Source organism: Photobacterium sp. 1_MG-2023, from assembly GCF_030547945.1.
Lineage (GTDB): Bacteria > Pseudomonadota > Gammaproteobacteria > Enterobacterales > Vibrionaceae > Photobacterium.
In genome coordinates this window covers 36492-53308 of sequence record NZ_JAUORR010000005.1, presented here as the reverse complement: position 1 = coordinate 53308, position 16817 = coordinate 36492, and the positions used below count along the sequence as shown (strand labels likewise).

General features: G+C 49.6%; 16 protein-coding genes. 9 read left to right on the top strand and 7 right to left on the bottom strand.

The window, feature by feature from the left end:
* The first annotated feature begins 1 nt into the window (after window position 1).
* The 5 genes from Q4579_RS06505 to sstT all read left to right on the top strand — a co-directional run bounded on the left by Q4579_RS06505 (window position 2) and on the right by sstT (window position 6787).
* Window positions 2-502 (top strand): DUF4381 domain-containing protein, encoded by a 501-nt coding sequence (locus Q4579_RS06505; protein ID WP_303562628.1) that lies wholly within the window; start codon window positions 2-4, stop codon window positions 500-502.
* Entirely contained in the window at window positions 495-1457 is a 963-nt protein-coding gene (locus tag Q4579_RS06500; protein WP_303562626.1) for a VWA domain-containing protein, read from the top strand. The genes Q4579_RS06505 and Q4579_RS06500 overlap by 8 nt, the downstream gene beginning before the upstream one ends.
* A complete protein-coding gene (locus Q4579_RS06495) occupies window positions 1450-3450 on the top strand; it encodes a VWA domain-containing protein (RefSeq protein ID WP_303562625.1) in 2001 nt (666 codons plus the stop codon). The genes Q4579_RS06500 and Q4579_RS06495 overlap by 8 nt, the downstream gene beginning before the upstream one ends.
* Before the next feature lie 28 nt (window positions 3451-3478).
* Window positions 3479-5194 (top strand): BatD family protein, encoded by a 1716-nt coding sequence (locus tag Q4579_RS06490; RefSeq protein WP_303562624.1) that lies wholly within the window; start codon window positions 3479-3481, stop codon window positions 5192-5194.
* Window positions 5195-5548: 354 nt separating this feature from the next.
* Entirely contained in the window at window positions 5549-6787 is a 1239-nt protein-coding gene (gene sstT / locus Q4579_RS06485) for a serine/threonine transporter SstT (protein ID WP_303562623.1), read from the top strand.
* Between the two features lie 112 nt (window positions 6788-6899).
* Here the strand turns inward: sstT and Q4579_RS06480 are convergent, their stop codons facing one another.
* From Q4579_RS06480 to Q4579_RS06460, 5 genes are all read right to left on the bottom strand, one after another.
* The gene (locus Q4579_RS06480) at window positions 6900-7091 is read right to left on the bottom strand and encodes a YtxH domain-containing protein (protein WP_303562622.1); all 192 of its coding nucleotides are present in this window, start codon (window positions 7089-7091) and stop codon (window positions 6900-6902) included.
* 536 nt (window positions 7092-7627) lie between these two features.
* Window positions 7628-8881, bottom strand: a complete 1254-nt coding sequence (locus Q4579_RS06475) for a cysteine desulfurase-like protein (RefSeq protein ID WP_303562621.1) — start codon at window positions 8879-8881, stop codon at window positions 7628-7630.
* The gene (locus Q4579_RS06470; protein ID WP_303562619.1) at window positions 8871-9521 is read right to left on the bottom strand and encodes a 2OG-Fe dioxygenase family protein; all 651 of its coding nucleotides are present in this window, start codon (window positions 9519-9521) and stop codon (window positions 8871-8873) included. The genes Q4579_RS06475 and Q4579_RS06470 overlap by 11 nt, the downstream gene beginning before the upstream one ends.
* Window positions 9522-9623: 102 nt before the next feature.
* Window positions 9624-9932 (bottom strand): hypothetical protein, encoded by a 309-nt coding sequence (locus Q4579_RS06465; RefSeq protein WP_303562617.1) that lies wholly within the window; start codon window positions 9930-9932, stop codon window positions 9624-9626.
* Window positions 9933-10014: 82 nt separating this feature from the next.
* On the bottom strand, window positions 10015-10368 hold the full coding sequence (locus tag Q4579_RS06460; RefSeq protein WP_303562616.1) for a hypothetical protein: 354 nt from the start codon (window positions 10366-10368) through the stop codon (window positions 10015-10017).
* Between the two features lie 132 nt (window positions 10369-10500).
* On the opposite strand from Q4579_RS06460, the gene Q4579_RS06455 reads away from it, so the two are divergent.
* The gene (locus Q4579_RS06455; protein ID WP_303562615.1) at window positions 10501-11118 is read left to right on the top strand and encodes a hypothetical protein; all 618 of its coding nucleotides are present in this window, start codon (window positions 10501-10503) and stop codon (window positions 11116-11118) included.
* 126 nt (window positions 11119-11244) lie between these two features.
* Entirely contained in the window at window positions 11245-12411 is a 1167-nt protein-coding gene (locus tag Q4579_RS06450; RefSeq protein ID WP_303562613.1) for a cation:proton antiporter, read from the top strand.
* 3 nt (window positions 12412-12414) lie between these two features.
* Here the strand turns inward: Q4579_RS06450 and Q4579_RS06445 are convergent, their stop codons facing one another.
* Both Q4579_RS06445 and Q4579_RS06440 read right to left on the bottom strand, forming a co-directional pair.
* Window positions 12415-12927 (bottom strand): hypothetical protein, encoded by a 513-nt coding sequence (locus tag Q4579_RS06445; protein WP_303562612.1) that lies wholly within the window; start codon window positions 12925-12927, stop codon window positions 12415-12417.
* A 289-nt stretch (window positions 12928-13216) separates the two neighbouring features.
* Window positions 13217-13606, bottom strand: a complete 390-nt coding sequence (locus tag Q4579_RS06440; protein ID WP_303562611.1) for a hypothetical protein — start codon at window positions 13604-13606, stop codon at window positions 13217-13219.
* Window positions 13607-13941: 335 nt separating this feature from the next.
* Between Q4579_RS06440 and Q4579_RS06435 the strand changes: the two genes are divergently transcribed.
* A complete protein-coding gene (locus Q4579_RS06435) occupies window positions 13942-14985 on the top strand; it encodes a GMP reductase (protein ID WP_303562609.1) in 1044 nt (347 codons plus the stop codon).
* Window positions 14986-15532: 547 nt separating this feature from the next.
* Entirely contained in the window at window positions 15533-16585 is a 1053-nt protein-coding gene (locus tag Q4579_RS06430) for an SGNH/GDSL hydrolase family protein (RefSeq protein WP_303562608.1), read from the top strand.
* Window positions 16586-16817 lie beyond the last annotated feature (232 nt).

Here is a 16817-nt window from a genome sequence, read left to right as displayed (position 1 = left end):
TATGTCACAAACACAAACACACCCGATTCCACTGGCCGATCTCCATCTGCCTACACCACCGGATGTCTGGCCTTTAGCCTGGGGATGGTGGAGCGCCGCGCTGATTGTCATTGTGCTTCTGGGACTCGCGTACTTTCTGCGTCAATTTTACCGGAAACATCATGCGCATCGGACGATCAGAAAGCTGGCGTTCCAACACATCCATGCTGCGCAGTCCGTGACTGAGCTGAATACTGTCCTTCGCCAGGCAGCACTCACCTATTTTCCGCGTGACCAAGTCGCCGGCCTGAGCGGCACAGAGTGGCTTACTTTTCTGGACCATCAGTTACCGGAACAACACCGGGGATTTCTGGCCATGAGTGAATGCTGGCAACAGGCGTTGTACAGCCACCATCAAACCGATCAAACCCTGGAGCAATGCCGGACACTCACAATCCGCTGGGTACAGCAAACCTGCAAGGCGTCAGGTGCTGCAACACTGGAGGGAGACAAGCATGTTTGATTTTCTTTGGTGGTGGGCTTTTGTCCTGCTCCCATTGCCCTGGCTGATTTCCCGTGTCGCCCGTCCGGTTGAACCGTCAGCCCGAGTCTTTCTGCCCGTTTTACCGCAGCAGGCCACACGGCAACCTTCACGCCGATGGCCTGTGATCCTGGCTTGTTTATGCTGGGGATGTCTGATTACCGCGATTGCAAGACCCGTCTGGTTCGGCGATCCGGTACAAATCCAGCCAGAACATCGCGACATGCTGCTGGCTGTGGATTTATCCGGCTCGATGTCCACGGAAGATATGGTGGATGAAGACGGCAACAGCATCGATCGACTCACATCTGTAAAGCAGGTTGTGTCCGATTTTATCAGCCAGCGTCAGGGCGATCGTCTGGGTCTGGTTTTGTTTGCCAATCATGCTTACCTGCAAACACCCCTGACCTTTGATCTCAATACGGTGAAGCAACAACTGAACCGAAGTGTATTGGGCTTAATTGGTCAAAGCACAGCCATCGGTGAAGGATTGGGGATCGCGACCAAAAGCTTTATCAACAGCGAAAATGACCAGCGCGTGATCGTGCTGCTCAGTGACGGCGCCAATACCTCAGGTGTGATCGCCCCGATAGAAGCCGCAACACTGGCCGCAGAGAATCAGGTCAAAATTTATACCGTCGGTATCGGCGCGGATGAAATGATTGAACGAAGCTTTTTCAGCCAGCGAATTGTCAATCCATCACAGGATCTGGACGAAAAAACCTTAACACAAATCGCCACGCTCACTGGCGGACAGTATTTCAGGGCACGAAGCCCGGAACAGCTGGCGCGTATTTATCAGAGCATCAATGATCTTGAACCGGTGTCGAGCGCCAGTCAGACGTGGCGTCCTCAGGAGGAACTGTTCCGGATCCCGCTCGCAGTCGCCTTACTGCTGAGCATGATACTGGCGATGCATTGGAGGCACTATGGCTGATTTTACCTTTTTGCACCCGCTGTGGTTCACCGCCCTGATCCCGTTAGCAGTGCTTGTCCCTGTACTCCTGAAACGACGTGATCAAACCGGACTGATTGCGCCCCACCTGCAGGCAGAAGGTGCCTCGCAGGCCCAGCAATCCCGCCGCCTGCCTGTGCTGCTACTCAGCCTCGGCTGGCTGCTGACCGTGCTGGCCATGGCAGGGCCCAGCTGGGAAAAACAAAAGATGCCTGCGTTCAATCTGAAACAAGCCCGTGTGCTGGTGATGGATATGTCGAATTCAATGTTCGCCACCGATCTTCAGCCCAACCGGCTTGAACAGGCCAAATACAAAGCGATGGATCTTCTGCCCCACTGGCGTGAAGGTTCAACAGGTTTGATCGCTTACGCAGGAGATGGCTATGTGATCAGCCCGCTTACTCAGGACAGTGCCACCCTTGCCGCTTTGATTCCCGGCCTGTCGCCTGAAATCATGCCGATTCAGGGCAGCAACGCAGCAACCGGCATTCAGGCCGCAGTGAATCTGCTCAAACAGGGCGGTCATCCCCAAGGGGATCTGATTCTGATCACCGACGGGCTCAGTGAGCGTGAGGCGGACCAGACCAATACGATTCTGAATGGTACAGATTACCATCTCTCTATTCTTGCGGTCGGAACAGCACAAGGCGCGCCGATTACCATGTCTGATGGCCGGTTGTTACAAGACAATCAGGGCAAGACAATCGTCAGTAAAACCAACCTGACACAATTGCGGTCACTGGCTCGCAGTCATGGCGGGGTGATGACAGCCTGGCGTGGTAACGATCAGGATATTCATACGCTGCTTCAAGCCACGACGAACCGGAAAACGGCACAAACGCCGGATCAGGACAACCAAATTGTTGAACGGCTGAATGGTGGCTTCTGGCTGATGATTCCAGTGCTCTTGCTCTGTCTGCCCGCATGCCGCAAAGGTATTGCTTTCATCGTGCTGCTCGGCCTGTTCATGCCTGTTGATCAGAGCTTTGCGTCCCCATGGCAAAATCAGGAACAGCAAGCCTACGATCAATACCAGCAGCAGAACTATGAACAAGCCGCGCGGATGTTTGAATCCCCCGCATGGAAAGGCGCAGCACAATATCAGGCAGGAGATTATGCCGGTGCCATTGAGACGCTGACCCCGATGACAGATCCTCAGTCCCGATATAATCTGGCGAATGCTTACGCTCAGTCCGGCGAGTTACAAAAAGCCAAAGATATCTATCAGGATGTACTCAGGCAGGATCCTGAAAACACAGACGCCAGACACAATCTTGAGACGGTCGAGACGCTGATCCAACAACAGCAAGCCCAGCAGCAAGCACAAAATGGCGACAGTCCCCCGCAAGATTCGCAAAATCAGCAAAATCAGCAAAATCAGCAGGGTCAGCAGGGTCAGCAGGGTCAGCAGGGTCAGCAGGGTCAGCAGGGTCAGGATAACGCCCCCCCATCCGGCGGGCAACAGTCAACCGGCAACGTCGCTAATCAAAGACAACATGAACAGCAGCCAAGTCAGACCTCTGAAACGGACGGTTCAGGATCCCAGGATTCAGCCGGACAACACACCGCCGCTGCTTCGGCCCCAGGCTCAGAATCTACGCAACAGCGCAATCCCGGACAGCGTGCGCCGTCGGAGACCCAGCAAGATGACGCGTCTGGCTCTGAACCAACTCAGACGGCGAACACTTCGGGTCGCCCATCCGATTCACAAGATAGCGATCAGCCCGGAGAAGCATGGTCGGAGAACCCGAACCAAAGTCATGCGGACGATGCCGAACAGAATACTGACGCACTCGCAGGCACACAAGGCGGTCAGAATCCACAGGATGAACCGGCCAGTGGCCTGACAGCCAGTCATCCGACGCTGAAGAAACTCGAACAAATTCCCGACAGTACCAGCGAATTACTCCGGGCGCAGATTCTTCTGCAAGCCCGAGAGAAATCTGCACCGGATGCCCCGGAAAACCGCTGGTAATGATGTCGACTGAACAGCAGGACTTATGATGAATTTCAAGCATGACACCTTTTTTTCTCACCTCAGCCATACACGGTTCTGGTTGAGCCTCATTCTGTTTTTGGCGGGCCTTCTCTCCTATTCCGCCTCAGCCGCTCAGGTGGTTGCAACCGTGTCGAGTAATCAGGTTGGGGTCAACGAGATTTTCGAACTGAAAGTCAGCATTGATGATAATGTCAGCCAAAAAGCGTTAGATCTTTCTCCGCTGGCTCAAGATTTTACGGTAGGCACCCCCAGTACCCGTTCTTTCAACAGCTTTGTGAATGGCACCGTGTCCCGCCGGACAGAATGGCGCGTGGCATTGGCCGCGAACAAAACCGGGCAATTCACCATTCCCGCCTTTCGGATCGGCGCTTCACGTTCTGAACCCATCGTGATTCAGGTCAGCGATCAGCCTTCACAAAAAAGTCTGAATACAGATCTTGCGATTGAAATCTCAGGACGGTTAGACAAATCCAAGCTTTATGTGGGTGAAAGCCAGATCTATCAGGTCCAGCTCAAAGTGGGCGAACAATTGGAACAAGCCAGCCTGATTGCCCCCCAGGGAGACGGAATTGAAGTGGTTCAGGTGGGCGACGATCATCAGGCAGAAACGGTCTTGAATGGTCGCCGCTACATGATCGTGAACCGTAAATACCGGATTACGGCCAAACAACCCGGAGACATCACGCTCCAGGGAGCCAAGCTGACAGGCACCGCTTTCAAAAGCGGCCGTGGCCGAACTCTGGGACTTCGGATTCCCGTGCATCTTCAGGCCGATCCTGAGCCGTTAACCGTTCTGGCCAAACCGGCGCATTATCAGGGGCTATGGCTGCCAACCCCAGATTTGCAGCTGAATCAGCAGTGGCAGAACGATGCACCGGTGCTGAAAGTCGGCGAGCCAATCACCCGGGTTCTGACCCTGAAAATGAAAGGGACACCGCAAAGTCAGATGCCGGATCTGTCGCTGAGCTATCCGGACTCCGTCCGGGTTTACAGTGAAAAACCCGTCTATACTCAGCAGGATAACTATAGTGTGATGACTCTGAAACAGGTCATCATTCCCCGTGAAACTGGCACCATTACACTGCCGCCGCTCAAAGTGAACTGGTGGAATACCGAAACAGGGCAACAGGCACACAGTCTTGCGACGGGGAAAATCCTTGAGGTGAAACCAGACAACACAACACCGGGGACCGCATCGTCAACGAGCAGCACAAATACCGCCAGTACCAACGGCCAGTCAAACGGAGCGCAACATTCAACGCCATCCGTTCCCGGCGGAAGCACCCAGCAAGATGTTTCCCCGTGGTGGCCCTGGCTGACCCTGCTGATGACGATCCTCTGGCTTGCAACGCTCCTGCTGTGGCTGAAAGCACGCCAGTCTAAACAGCACCAACCGGGAAACACTGGCGTTGTGGCAAGTTCGGAGCCGGTGAAAAAACGCCTGGTGTCAGCCGTTCGCGCCCGTCAGCCGTTGCAGATTCAAACGCTCTATCAGCAGTGGGATAAATCTCAGCTTGATCCGGCGCAACGTACAGCATTGGATCAGGCCATTCAGACCATGATGGCTGCTTTCTACGGAAAATCACCCGAAGCATGGGATAACCAGCCTTTACTGCATCTTTTACAACGGGATAGTTCACCAGCGAAGCAGACTGAACAGCAGCAGACACTCGCACCGATCGTGCCTGATTTACCGTCTACCAACGAGAAAAACATGTAAGCATTCAAGTGCTGAATTGATTTGTGTACGAATCTTTTATGCAACTGGATTGTTAACAATTTCTCCCTTACAATCCTGCTTTCGGGCAGGATTTTTTTTATCTGTTAACAAGTCCCGGAACAACGCTGACCACACACTCTTCTAGCGGAAGCACGAAAACAGGCAGATTGCTCTGTTTCTGGTCACTCATTATTGATATCCAGCTCACAAATGTCAGCAAATATGAAGGTTAAAAATGTGTAACCTAAAAGTTTATAAAAAGAATTGTGGAAATCTATCGATTATCCTGTTAAAAAACCATCCGCAAACAACATAAAACGCTTCTAAACCAACTCAAAACATTCAGGATGTCTTATGAGTCAACCACAACCATTTCTCGCTAAAATTGCCAATGGCAATCTGGTTATTCAGATCCTCATTGGAATCGTGGCGGGTATCCTGCTGGCCGGATACTCCACTGATGCTGCAGCAAAAGTCGAATTTCTGGGGAATCTGTTCGTCAGTGCCCTGAAAGCCGTTGCTCCTGTGCTGGTATTTATTCTGGTTGCATCTTCGATTGCAAATCAGAAAAAAGGCGCTCACACCAATATGAAGCCAATCATCGGCCTGTACCTGCTGGGGACACTGATGGCTGCGCTGACTGCCGTTACCATGAGTTTCCTTTTCCCAACCACTCTGACTCTGGATGGCTCCGCAAATCAGGCAGCACCTGAAGGCATCGCTGAAGTTCTGAACACCTTGCTGTTCAAAGTGGTTGATAACCCGATCAATGCTCTGATGACGGGTAACTACATCGGTATTCTGGCTTGGGCTGTGGGTCTTGGTTTTGCCCTGCACTCTGCTTCTGATGCGACCAAACAAGTGTTCCAGGACATGTCGAATGGCGTGACTCTGATTGTTCGCTTTGTCATTCGTCTGGCACCTATCGGTATTTTCGGTCTGGTTGCGGCAACCATCTCAAAAACAGGTTTCGAATCCCTGCTTAGCTATGCTCGCCTGCTGGGTGTTCTGCTGGGCTCAATGGCGATCATTGCTTTTGTTGTGAACCCAATCATTGTGTTCTACAAGACCAAACAAAACCCATTCCCGCTGGTACTGAAATGTGTCCGCGAAAGTGGTATCACCGCGTTCTTTACCCGTAGTTCTGCTGCGAATATCCCTGTGAACATGCAACTGTGTAAAGATCTGGACCTGCACGAAGATACGTACTCTGTATCCATCCCACTAGGTGCGACCATCAACATGGCAGGTGCGGCGATCACCATTACAGTTCTGACGCTGGCCGCTGTTCATACGATGGGCATTCAGGTTGACCTGTTCACCGCACTGCTGCTGAGTGTTGTGGCGGCCGTTTCTGCTTGTGGCGCATCGGGTGTTGCTGGCGGTTCTCTGCTGCTGATTCCACTGGCATGCAGCCTGTTCGGTATTTCCAACGAAGTTGCCATGCAAGTTGTTGCGATTGGTTTCATCATCGGTGTGATTCAGGATTCTGCTGAAACAGCCCTGAACAGCTCAACAGATGTCATCTTCACTGCGGCAGCCTGCCGTGCTGCTGAAGCACAGGAAGGCGCAGCCCAAACTGCAAAAGCTTAATGAAATGACCTTGGCTGTCTGAGACAGCAGGCAGCAATAAAAACGGCGACCCAAGGGTCGCCGTTTTCGTCTTCATCATCGCTGTCACGCAACGATGCCCTGCCCTGATCCATTAGTTTTGCAGCGACTCCAGTTGTTTGTTCAGCGCATCTTTGGCACCTGATGCCTGATCCCCCATCTCTTCCATCAAATCCTGTGCTTCTTCCATCGGACGGGAATCCAGCGCATCTTCAATCTGATCTTTGTATGTCACACCGACATAAATCCCCAAGCCGACTAAAATAATCGCAATATATTTCAGCATTCTGATTCTCTCTCTTTTCTGATTATTCTGATGCGCTTCTGGCAAAGTCGTTTGCAATGGCGTTGCATCACAATGAAATCAATCAATGACCGCTCGCATCGCCCAAGCCAGTATAACGTCATCGCTCCGCTCGAACCTGCAAGACCGCTCCCAGAATTTCGCTACAACTCCGTCAGCTTTGTCCCGGCAAATCCGGAGACACCAGCGTGGCACAACTGAGTCAGAAAACGGTTAATACCAATCAAAGTCAGTCAATGATCAGAAATAGCGCAGGGGAAATGTTTGAGAACAAAGCAGGTTTTTTAGATAAGTAGTGATTCTACAATCAAAAAATCTAACGCAGTTATCGAACAATTGAACAAGCTGGGTTGACCAGTGATTGACTGCGATTGGTATAAGTTCGGAGTACGATGAAAAAGAAATGAATCAACGGCGACAATCACGGTCCGCGGGAAAGAAAAAACCCACGATTGCTCGTGGGTTTTTCGGTGGCTTTATGCATAAAGCCCGTGACAGGTTTTCAGCAAGTTGCTGATTTAATTTTTATGTGTTTCTGAAATTAAAAACGGCGCTAAAGCGTCAAACAATTGATCAATTTCATGTTGCGTATTGTAATGCATGAAACCAATCCGGACGACACCACCCTTTTCCAGGACACCAAGCTGTCTGCACAGCCCAAGAGCATAGAAATGGCCATGCCAGACACACATGTTCTGCTGACCGAGCCGGGATGCTACATCCGACGGCGGAACCCCATCAAGACGAAGCGCGAAAGTCGGCGTCCGTTCTGCGATTCGCTTCTCATCTTTGATGCCATACAAAGTGAGATTACGGTACGTTTTGACTCGTTCCAAAAAATAACGACTCAATGACGCTTCATGTGCCTGATAGTGTACATAACTGGATTCAAGCCGCTGACGAAGGCTATCCTTTTCATCGCCCCACTGCGCCAGGTAGTTGATCGCAGCCACAACACCGGCTAAGCCTTCGAAGTTCTGAGTGCCGGTTTCAAAGCGTCCCGGACCGACATCGGTCGCAGGTTCAACCTTATAAGGTTTCAGCGTCTGCAACCATTGTGGTGCAACATAGGCGATCCCTACATGGGGACCAAAGAATTTGTATGCCGAGCACGCCAGAAAATCGCAGCCCAATGCCTGTACATCCACCAGCTGATGAGGAGCATAGTGCACCGCATCAACAAAAACTTTCGCACCGACCTTGTGCGCGGCCTGTACAATACGCGCCACATCCACCACAGAGCCGGTGGTATTCGACGCATAAGTCACAGCGACCAGTTTTGTGTTCGGATTGAGCAGGGACTCAAAATGGTCGTAATCCAGTGTGCAGTCTTCTTCATTCACCCGCACCTGACGCACAAGCACACCTTTATCATCTGCTGCCTGCTGCCAGCTCGAGACATTGGAATAATGATCCAGTGACGTAACAATCACTTCATCGCCCGGCTGCCAGTCTCTGGAAATCGCACGGCTCAGCTGAAAGGTCAGCGACGTCATGTTCGGGCCGAAGACAATGTTTTCTGGCGCTGGGGCATTCAGCAGCGCCTGTACTGCCTGACGCGCAGAAGCCATTAAAGACACGGTCGCTTCGCTGGAGAAGAAAGCCCCACCCAGATTCGAATTGTAACGTCCCAGGTAATCCGTCATGGCCTGAAGCACAGATTCTGGCACCTGAGATCCACCGGGACCATCAAAGAAATACACGGGCTGATCATTCACGGTTTGATTCAGTGCAGGAAACTGCTGCCGTACCTGATCCACATTAAAGGGCATAGTTTGTCTCCCGAGCGGTCAGTACAAACAGGTTCATGTAACCTTGCTGGTCCTGTTTCACCGCTTTGATTGGACGTGCGTTATGCCACAGCTGATCATCCGCTAAAATTGCAACTTCACCCTCAGCCAGAGCCATGCTCAGAATAGGCAGATCATCTTTGGATTTGTAAACCATAAACTCTCCGCCTTCGACATTTTCCCGGCCGAATCCAATCACAGCAATGTGGTTGAAACCGTCCTGGTGCACACCTTCCGGTGCAACCTGAGTCTCACCGTCCATCGCCGCAATACGAATCTGATGAATCTCTATTTCCTGATCTTCCGTTAAGGCATTGGCACGCTGAAAAACTTCGCACATTTCGCGCAGCCCGTCACTGTGAAGAATGCTGTCTTCCAAGGGCTCAAAAGAACGACTCACATTCCCCTGGAAATGATTGATCTGATCCGACTGAACAAAAGCCCTCGGCGGTAAATGCTCAACACCATTCGCGGTTGCCTTCACGACAGAATACCGGCGTAAACGATATTCACCATCGGCATGACCCGTTTTCGGAAGATGATTAAACGACGGTGTCAGGTCGCTGATCGCCTGTCCGCTGAGTTGGGTAAGTTGAAGGGTACGATCCACTGAAACACTCATTGCATCCGCTCCTCTTAGCAAGCGCTATTTCCTTAGCTACGTCTCGCGTCCTGCCAGACATCCTTGGTTGACTGCACATCAATGCAAACATCGATTAACAATTCAGTTACAGGAGAGGATAAAGAAAAATTCTCGGATGCCAACATCAAGCAGAGATAAAGTTTGATAAATAATCAAAATAAAGAAAAAATCACTACCAAAGTGAAAAACACTGGCTTGATCGTCCAATCCTTTTTGGCCCCGCTCAAGAAATACAGTATTCTTTGCTACTGAAATAACTAAACTACTGATTTCAAAGTGTTTACCAAATGATGCCAGCGGGTTCAGAAGGGGGGGGTCGGTGTGAAAACCCCAGATGATCATTCTGTTTGTGACCAGAATCCCATCCAAAATTTTGTCACATTCCATCATTCAATGGCGATCTTCGAAAAGAGAAACCTCCCGATTCAATCGGGAGGCAATCAAAAAGTGCTCAATAAAGAACGGAGGATTATTAAGGACGATGTGGTGTGTAGATATACCGTTCGCCAGATTGTTTATAAAACGCATTATCAATAATCGCGTAAGTCATCCCTGAAATCACCGCGAAAGTCACCAAATCGGGTAAATTCGAGCGATGATACTCCCTGCGTGGACGCTCATGAACCACAACCACATCTCGATGATAGTGGTGATGAACATTTTTCCGGTAATGATGCTTATGCCAGTGTTTCTTTTTATGCTTATGTTTGTGCTTGTGATACCTTCTATGGTCATCGTCATAGTGATGACCTTTACCGCCATGTGCCCAGCTCACAGCCGGAATGACTAAAGACAGACACAACACGCCAATCCATAGAGTTTTCATCAGATGCTACCTTGTATTTACCGCATTTATGTACAGCGTACATTTCATTCAGTAAAGCAGTGTCAGCAACAGGTAAAGCGAAAGTAAAATCTGGCCACATTCACTCAACATTCTGCATATCGCAGACGTTCAATGCTAATGACTGAAAATACCGACATAATCACCAAAAAACCCGCCATTCACATCGTTGGGCTGGGTTGTCCTGAATTTCAAATTGCGGCTTATATGGAGCATCGTCCCGACATGCCAGGTATGGCCGAATTAGCGCAACTTCAGCCTGCCATTTCGGGAGAAATCCATTGTATCGGGCAAGCCTGCGGCAACGGCTGGCGTAAAGTCTTTAATGTCTATGCCAAGCTGCTCTACGCACTCGATCCAACCTATTTTGACTATGCGACAAGCGCCGACAGCTGGCAGCGTTTCCGCGACCAGTTTCTGCTGCAGGCAGGAAGCCAGACAGCACTGCTGTTTAGCCCACCCGTTCTGGATTTGAACCGAGTGCCCTCCCGTTATCACATCATCATGGGACGAACCTACGCCAAAAAACTTATCCACCAAGGCTTATTGAATGCTCCACTCACCTGGCTGGATCATGAGTTCGCCGTCAATCAGGAACATCGCCTCGTTGTTTGTCCCTACTTCGACTACAGGCAGTTGTCGAACCTCAAGATTGAACGTCTGGCGGCAATTCTCGCCGGGTTTGCACAAACCAAATCTGCATCATACCAATCAAAAAATCTAACGCAGTGATCGAGCATTTGAACGAGCTAAGATGACCAATGATTGACTGCGATTGGTATAAGCCCCACAGCCAGAATTCGAAATCGTTCTATGCTTGTAAAGGGTCTGTCCTGATTCTGGCCGTACGGGGGCTGTATGCTGAACGAGCTGCAAACCATGATTTTCGAACTCGGGATCATTGTGGTCAGTTCAGCAATCTTAGGTACTCTCTTTCTCTATGCGCGCCAGCCCATCATTCTGGCTTATATTGCCGCCGGTATTCTGCTCGGACCCAGCGGCTTCGGATTGCTTAACGATAATGACCGGATTATTCAATTTGGTCAGTTCGGGGTGATTCTGCTGCTCTTCCTGCTTGGGCTCAACCTCCAGCCCTTTAAGCTCATCAGCCTGTTTCAGGAATCCGCCCTGATCACGCTGGGCACCTGCTGTCTGTTTTTTCTGGTCACGTTGGGGTTTTGCTGGGCGATCCGCCTGTCACTGACAGATGCACTGGTCGCAGCCGCGGCCCTGATGTTTTCCAGTACAGTGATCGGCCTGAAGCTCATCCCAACCACCACGCTGCATCATCAGCGACTCGGTGAAGTCATGACCAGCGTGCTGCTGATTCAGGATATGCTGGCGATCATTGTGATTCTGTTTCTGAACGTCCGCAGCCCGGATGCCATGCTCAGTGCTTTTGGTCTGATCCTGCTGAAGCTGGCTTTGTTGTGTTTGCTGGCTTATCTGGGCGTGCGATACCTGATCCTGCCTTTATTCCGCCGATTTGATGTGATTCAGGAATATACCATTGTGGCGGCACTGGCTTGGTGTCTGCTCTGGGCAGAAGCCGCGCATCTGGCCGGGTTATCTTATGAAATTGGTGCATTCGTTGCAGGCTTATCCATCGCGATCAGCCGTGTTTCTCAGGCAATCTCGTTACACCTGAAACCATTGCGGGAGTTCTTTCTGATTCTGTTTTTCTTCGCCGTAGGCGCAAAAATGGACTTTAACCAGGGAGACATGATGCTGATATGGGGATGCCTGTTCGGGGTGATTTTAATCGGGGTAAAAGCGGTTGGATTTGCCTTCGCACTCAAACTTGCCAGAGAAAAAGCGACCCGAGAGCTTGCTGCCCGTTTAAGCCAGGCCAGTGAGTTTTCTCTCTTACTGGCCTACGCCGCCCTCACGGCTGGGCTCATTTCGGATCAGGGGATGTTGTTTATTCAGGCTGCGACACTTACCACCTTTATAGTGTCAACCTATTGGGTGGTCAGCCGGTTTCCGACGCCGATCTCCAGCGCCAAAAACCTGCGAAAAGATTAGCCATTATGTCGTCCGGCGCTGACATTGCATCGAGAAGTGATTCTCCGGTGTAATGTGATACCACATTTCAAAATGCACCTTGTTTTTTCCTTTCATGACAGGTTGCAGGAAAATCCGATAACCCATCAGATCCCGCTGAGCATCGTAGCCGAACGGATTGGCCTCATTCGGATCAACCAGAATTTCACGCTTCATCGCCACTGGCTTCAGTCGATACTGGCCCTCATGGCTTTCCAGCAGATAGTCCACAAAAAGATTAAATTCCAGTTCGGTTTCACCCTGCTCGGTATAGCGAATCCACTCTTTGGAGATCACCTTCCCATCACGTTGAATGTCGTAGTTCACCCAGCTTTCTTCTTTATCAGACGCCTTTCGATCCGGCAGACACTGCCATTGTCCGACCAGTTCAGTGATTGACGCGATATCCGTTGCATGTGCTGTTTTCGCCGCCATGGCCGGCTGCGTCCCCAAAAAAAACAAAGCGGCCAGACAACCGCGCTGCATCCATGACATCATCCCTCTACCCTCAAGATTTCATTCAGCAAATACCAATCAAAGTAAGTAAATGATCAGAAATAGCGCAGAAAAAATGGTTGAGAACAAGGCAGATTTTTTAGATCAGTAGTCATCCTACAATCAAAAAATCTAACGCGGTTATCGAACATTTGAACAAGCTAGGATGACCAATTATTTACTGCGATGGGTATAACATAGCGAACTTCAGCGGATGGCTCCACAAAGTTTTCTGAAAATCAGACATGAAAAAAGGAGCCGTAGCTCCTTGATCTGATTCATTTGGCATGGCTCAGGATGGTTTCACCTGCAAAGACACCTGAGCATCTGCGGCAGACTGGGCCGTCGCAGACGACGGCTGAGTATCTTGCCCCGACAACTTCGCCAACAAATGACTCACCGGCACGATCGGTCCCATCATATTCACCCGCATCGGCGAACCCACAGCACCCAGGTGCAATTCAGAGGTATCCGAAGCGGAGTAATTGTATTTGTAATTGAATTTATCAACCGCCATGTGGAGCAAATCAAACTCCTTCCGATGGCAGGAAACATAAGCACGCCAATACATCGCATCCAGCACTTCATCCGGCGTATAGGCCCGGATGATAAAACGCCAGCTGCCATCCTCACCGTAAAAATCCAGCGGGAATATCTGCTTTATTTTTCTTTTGTTCAACAAGGTATATCTATCCACTCAGCCAGCGAGACAACAGAATTATCCTTGGATTAGCACAGATTGGAAGAGAAAAAAGCATAAAAATGACAATTTTGACAATCCGTTTCAGAAACGGCTATCGGGGAAAGCGAGGATGGAATCTTCGGGAGGATACCACAAAAAAAATGCACTTTTCAGACTTGTGGAAAAAATTTCTCTGCCTATAATGCTGAAAACCGGAGCGTCTGCCAACGCTCCGGTTTTTTTGTGCCTGCTCTTCGGGAATGAAGCCATCTGCCAATGATTCATCCCTGGGAGCAATATTCAATCGTTACACTGAAGATAAAGAAGGAACTTCAATGCGTATCGAACAAGACCTGAAACTGGGCTTCAAAGATGTTCTGTTTCGTCCAAAACGATCCACCCTGAAAAGCCGTTCTCAAGTTGAATTAACCCGCGATTTTACATTCAAGCATAGTGGCCGTCAATGGTCTGGCGTACCCATTATCGCCGCCAACATGGATTCCGTCGGCAGCTTCGAAATGGCGCAAGCCCTGGCGAAGCATCAGGTGATGACCGCCATCCACAAACATTACACTGTGGATGACTGGGCCGGATTCGTGCGTGAAAACCATGCGGAAGTACTCAAGCATGTCATGGTCTCAACCGGTACATCCGAAGCAGATTTCCAGAAAACCAAAGATATCATGGCGCTGACGGACGATCTGATTTTCATCTGTATCGACATTGCCAACGGTTACTCGGAGCATCTGGTGGAGTACGTTGAGAAAGTCCGTGCAGCCTTCCCGGACAAAGTCATCAGTGCCGGTAACGTGGTGACGGGCGACATGGTGGAAGAGCTGATTCTGGCAGGTGCCGATATTGTCAAAGTCGGGATTGGCCCAGGTTCTGTCTGCACCACCCGCGTGAAAACCGGCGTCGGCTATCCGCAATTGTCGGCCATTATTGAGTGTGCCGATGCCGCGCACGGTCTGGGCGGCCGGATTATCGGCGATGGCGGCTGTACCTGTGCTGGTGACGTTTCCAAAGCATTCGGCGGCGGCGCCGATTTCGTGATGCTCGGCGGCATGCTGGCCGGCCATGAAGAAAGCAATGGCGAAGTTGTTGAAAAAGAAGGGAAAACCTTCATGAAATTTTATGGGATGTCGAGCCAGAGCGCGATGGACAAGCATTCCGGCGGGGTTGCCAACTATCGTGCCGCTGAAGGAAAAACCGTCCTATTGCCTTACCGCGGCCCGGTGGAAAACACCATCCAGGATATCATGGGCGGCGTGCGCTCAACCTGCACCTACGTTGGCGCGGCGCAGTTGAAAGAGCTAACTAAACGCACCACTTTCATCCGTGTACAAGAGCAAGAGAATAACGTGTACGGGAAAGAATAACTCGGTTTTTCCGAAGTATTGAAGGCCGCTTTTGAGCGGCCTTTTTCATGTTGAAAATTAGCAATCGACGACAAAATGGCGACATTTATAAACACCCTTCAAAAACACAGACATCAAACCAGTAATACATCCCTGTCAGAAGTAATGGATTGTTGGTGATTTTTCATCGCGCAGAAAACTATTTAATTCCTGCTTTAAACCCAACACCACTCTGATTTTTTATGGATTATCCAATGATATTGGTATTTATCCATCAGACTGAAATTTCAGAGAAGGCCAAACTACTATATTAATCAAGCAACACATCCATAAAACACCATAATTTATTCATTTACCTCACTTTTTATATGGCCATAAGTACAAATAATAAAATTAAACTCCCACCAAAAATTGCAGCAGAAACGTAGCAGCATTTTTCTATCTTCTACATTGACAGAATCAGAGGGGTTGACTAGCTTTACCGTGCAATCTGGCGCAGTGCACTGGATTTACCTCTGTGTCGTTTATCAAAAACACGAGCAAAATCAAAAGAAAAGAGACAAGGATCATGTCACATATCGAGCACTATACGCCACATATGTCAGCTTATGCTGATGATTTTGCCGACTCTGGCAAGATCAACTGGATGCCTTACTTAATGTATTTTCATCCGTATAACTACTGCTCGGCAGTGGTGAATACGGATCAGTTTGGCTTTCGATATTCAGAAGTAAACAATCAGAAATATGCTGTCGGCGATATCGATCCCGAGCAGCCAGTCAGATTAATTGCCGGCAGTTCAACCGTTTTCGGGATAGGTGCCAGCCAGGATCGCTACACGCTAGCGTCGCTGATGAGCAAATATGATCCCAGAAACGAGCCTTGGCTCAATTTCGGCGGCCGCAGCTTCAACTCCACGCAGGAATTGATTTTATTCACATTAAATCGCCACCGCCTGAAGCACGTCAAAGAAATTGTATTATTCTCCGGCTTTAATGATCTCGGTCTTGCCCGCTTGCCTGCATCTCTGCGTATGGAACATGGCGCATTTTTTATGTGTCGTGATTTTTTCGATGCCTTCAAGCAGAAAAAAAATTCTGGATTCAGTTCATGGTTTGGAAAATCAGACGACGGCCCGGATGAAAATATTCCTACACTAGATGAGCAAATGGATTATGCCGTGTCGCTCACCACAAGACATATCGCAAGCTGGAACGCACTGGCGAAGGACATGGGTGCAACATTAACCTTTGTGCTTCAACCGCTTGCAAACTGGGTGCGCGAGAATTGCTCGAAAGAAGAACAAGATATTTTCTCTGAACTGGAAGCCAGGGGAAATTTTGAGGAAATGTATGGCGACATTCTTTCTAAAGATGTCTGCCAGAAGTACGCCGATGAAATTGAGAAAGAAACCCGTCGTCTGGGTGTTCGATTTATCAATTTTTCCCCCATCCTTGATGCAGCAACAACGTCAGATGACTGGTTATTTGTTGATAGAATTCATTTCACTGACACTGGGCACGACATTGTATCAAGATTACTTTTGAATGAATTAACAAAGCGAGAGACAGCTGATGAAGAAATTCATGAAAAAAATCAAGAGCATGTTTTCGAGAGATAAATCAGGCAAAAGAAAGAACAAAAATAAGAAAAAGGATGCTTCGATCTATCCGATGTTTTAAAACCCGCCTGATTGCTCTCTTATACACGAACAGGGTGACTTCGTCGTATCAGACTGGATTGAATACGACGAAATCACCTGATTGAGCGTCACTGAATTCACGGATCACACCATGTTTGGGAAAGGGAGTTCTGACCAGTGTTCTGGAAAAACACGTTTCAATATGTCATCT

What these genes read in the sequence shown, in the direction of transcription:
- Q4579_RS06460 (WP_303562616.1), bottom strand. Translation starts at nt 10,368, where the DNA reads ATGAAAACTCTATGGATTGGCGTGTTGTGTCTGTCTTTAGTCATTCCG.
- Q4579_RS06455 (WP_303562615.1), top strand. Translation starts at nt 10,501, where the DNA reads ATGCTAATGACTGAAAATACCGACATAATCACCAAAAAACCCGCCATT.
- Q4579_RS06480 (WP_303562622.1), bottom strand. Translation starts at nt 7,091, where the DNA reads ATGCTGAAATATATTGCGATTATTTTAGTCGGCTTGGGGATTTATGTC.
- Q4579_RS06475 (WP_303562621.1), bottom strand. Translation starts at nt 8,881, where the DNA reads ATGCCCTTTAATGTGGATCAGGTACGGCAGCAGTTTCCTGCACTGAAT.
- Q4579_RS06465 (WP_303562617.1), bottom strand. Translation starts at nt 9,932, where the DNA reads ATGATGGAATGTGACAAAATTTTGGATGGGATTCTGGTCACAAACAGA.
- Q4579_RS06500 (WP_303562626.1), top strand. Translation starts at nt 495, where the DNA reads ATGTTTGATTTTCTTTGGTGGTGGGCTTTTGTCCTGCTCCCATTGCCC.
- Q4579_RS06490 (WP_303562624.1), top strand. Translation starts at nt 3,479, where the DNA reads ATGAATTTCAAGCATGACACCTTTTTTTCTCACCTCAGCCATACACGG.
- Q4579_RS06445 (WP_303562612.1), bottom strand. Translation starts at nt 12,927, where the DNA reads ATGATGTCATGGATGCAGCGCGGTTGTCTGGCCGCTTTGTTTTTTTTG.
- Q4579_RS06450 (WP_303562613.1), top strand. Translation starts at nt 11,245, where the DNA reads ATGCTGAACGAGCTGCAAACCATGATTTTCGAACTCGGGATCATTGTG.
- sstT (WP_303562623.1), top strand. Translation starts at nt 5,549, where the DNA reads ATGAGTCAACCACAACCATTTCTCGCTAAAATTGCCAATGGCAATCTG.
- Q4579_RS06495 (WP_303562625.1), top strand. Translation starts at nt 1,450, where the DNA reads ATGGCTGATTTTACCTTTTTGCACCCGCTGTGGTTCACCGCCCTGATC.
- Q4579_RS06505 (WP_303562628.1), top strand. Translation starts at nt 2, where the DNA reads ATGTCACAAACACAAACACACCCGATTCCACTGGCCGATCTCCATCTG.
- Q4579_RS06470 (WP_303562619.1), bottom strand. Translation starts at nt 9,521, where the DNA reads ATGAGTGTTTCAGTGGATCGTACCCTTCAACTTACCCAACTCAGCGGA.
- Q4579_RS06430 (WP_303562608.1), top strand. Translation starts at nt 15,533, where the DNA reads ATGTCACATATCGAGCACTATACGCCACATATGTCAGCTTATGCTGAT.
- Q4579_RS06435 (WP_303562609.1), top strand. Translation starts at nt 13,942, where the DNA reads ATGCGTATCGAACAAGACCTGAAACTGGGCTTCAAAGATGTTCTGTTT.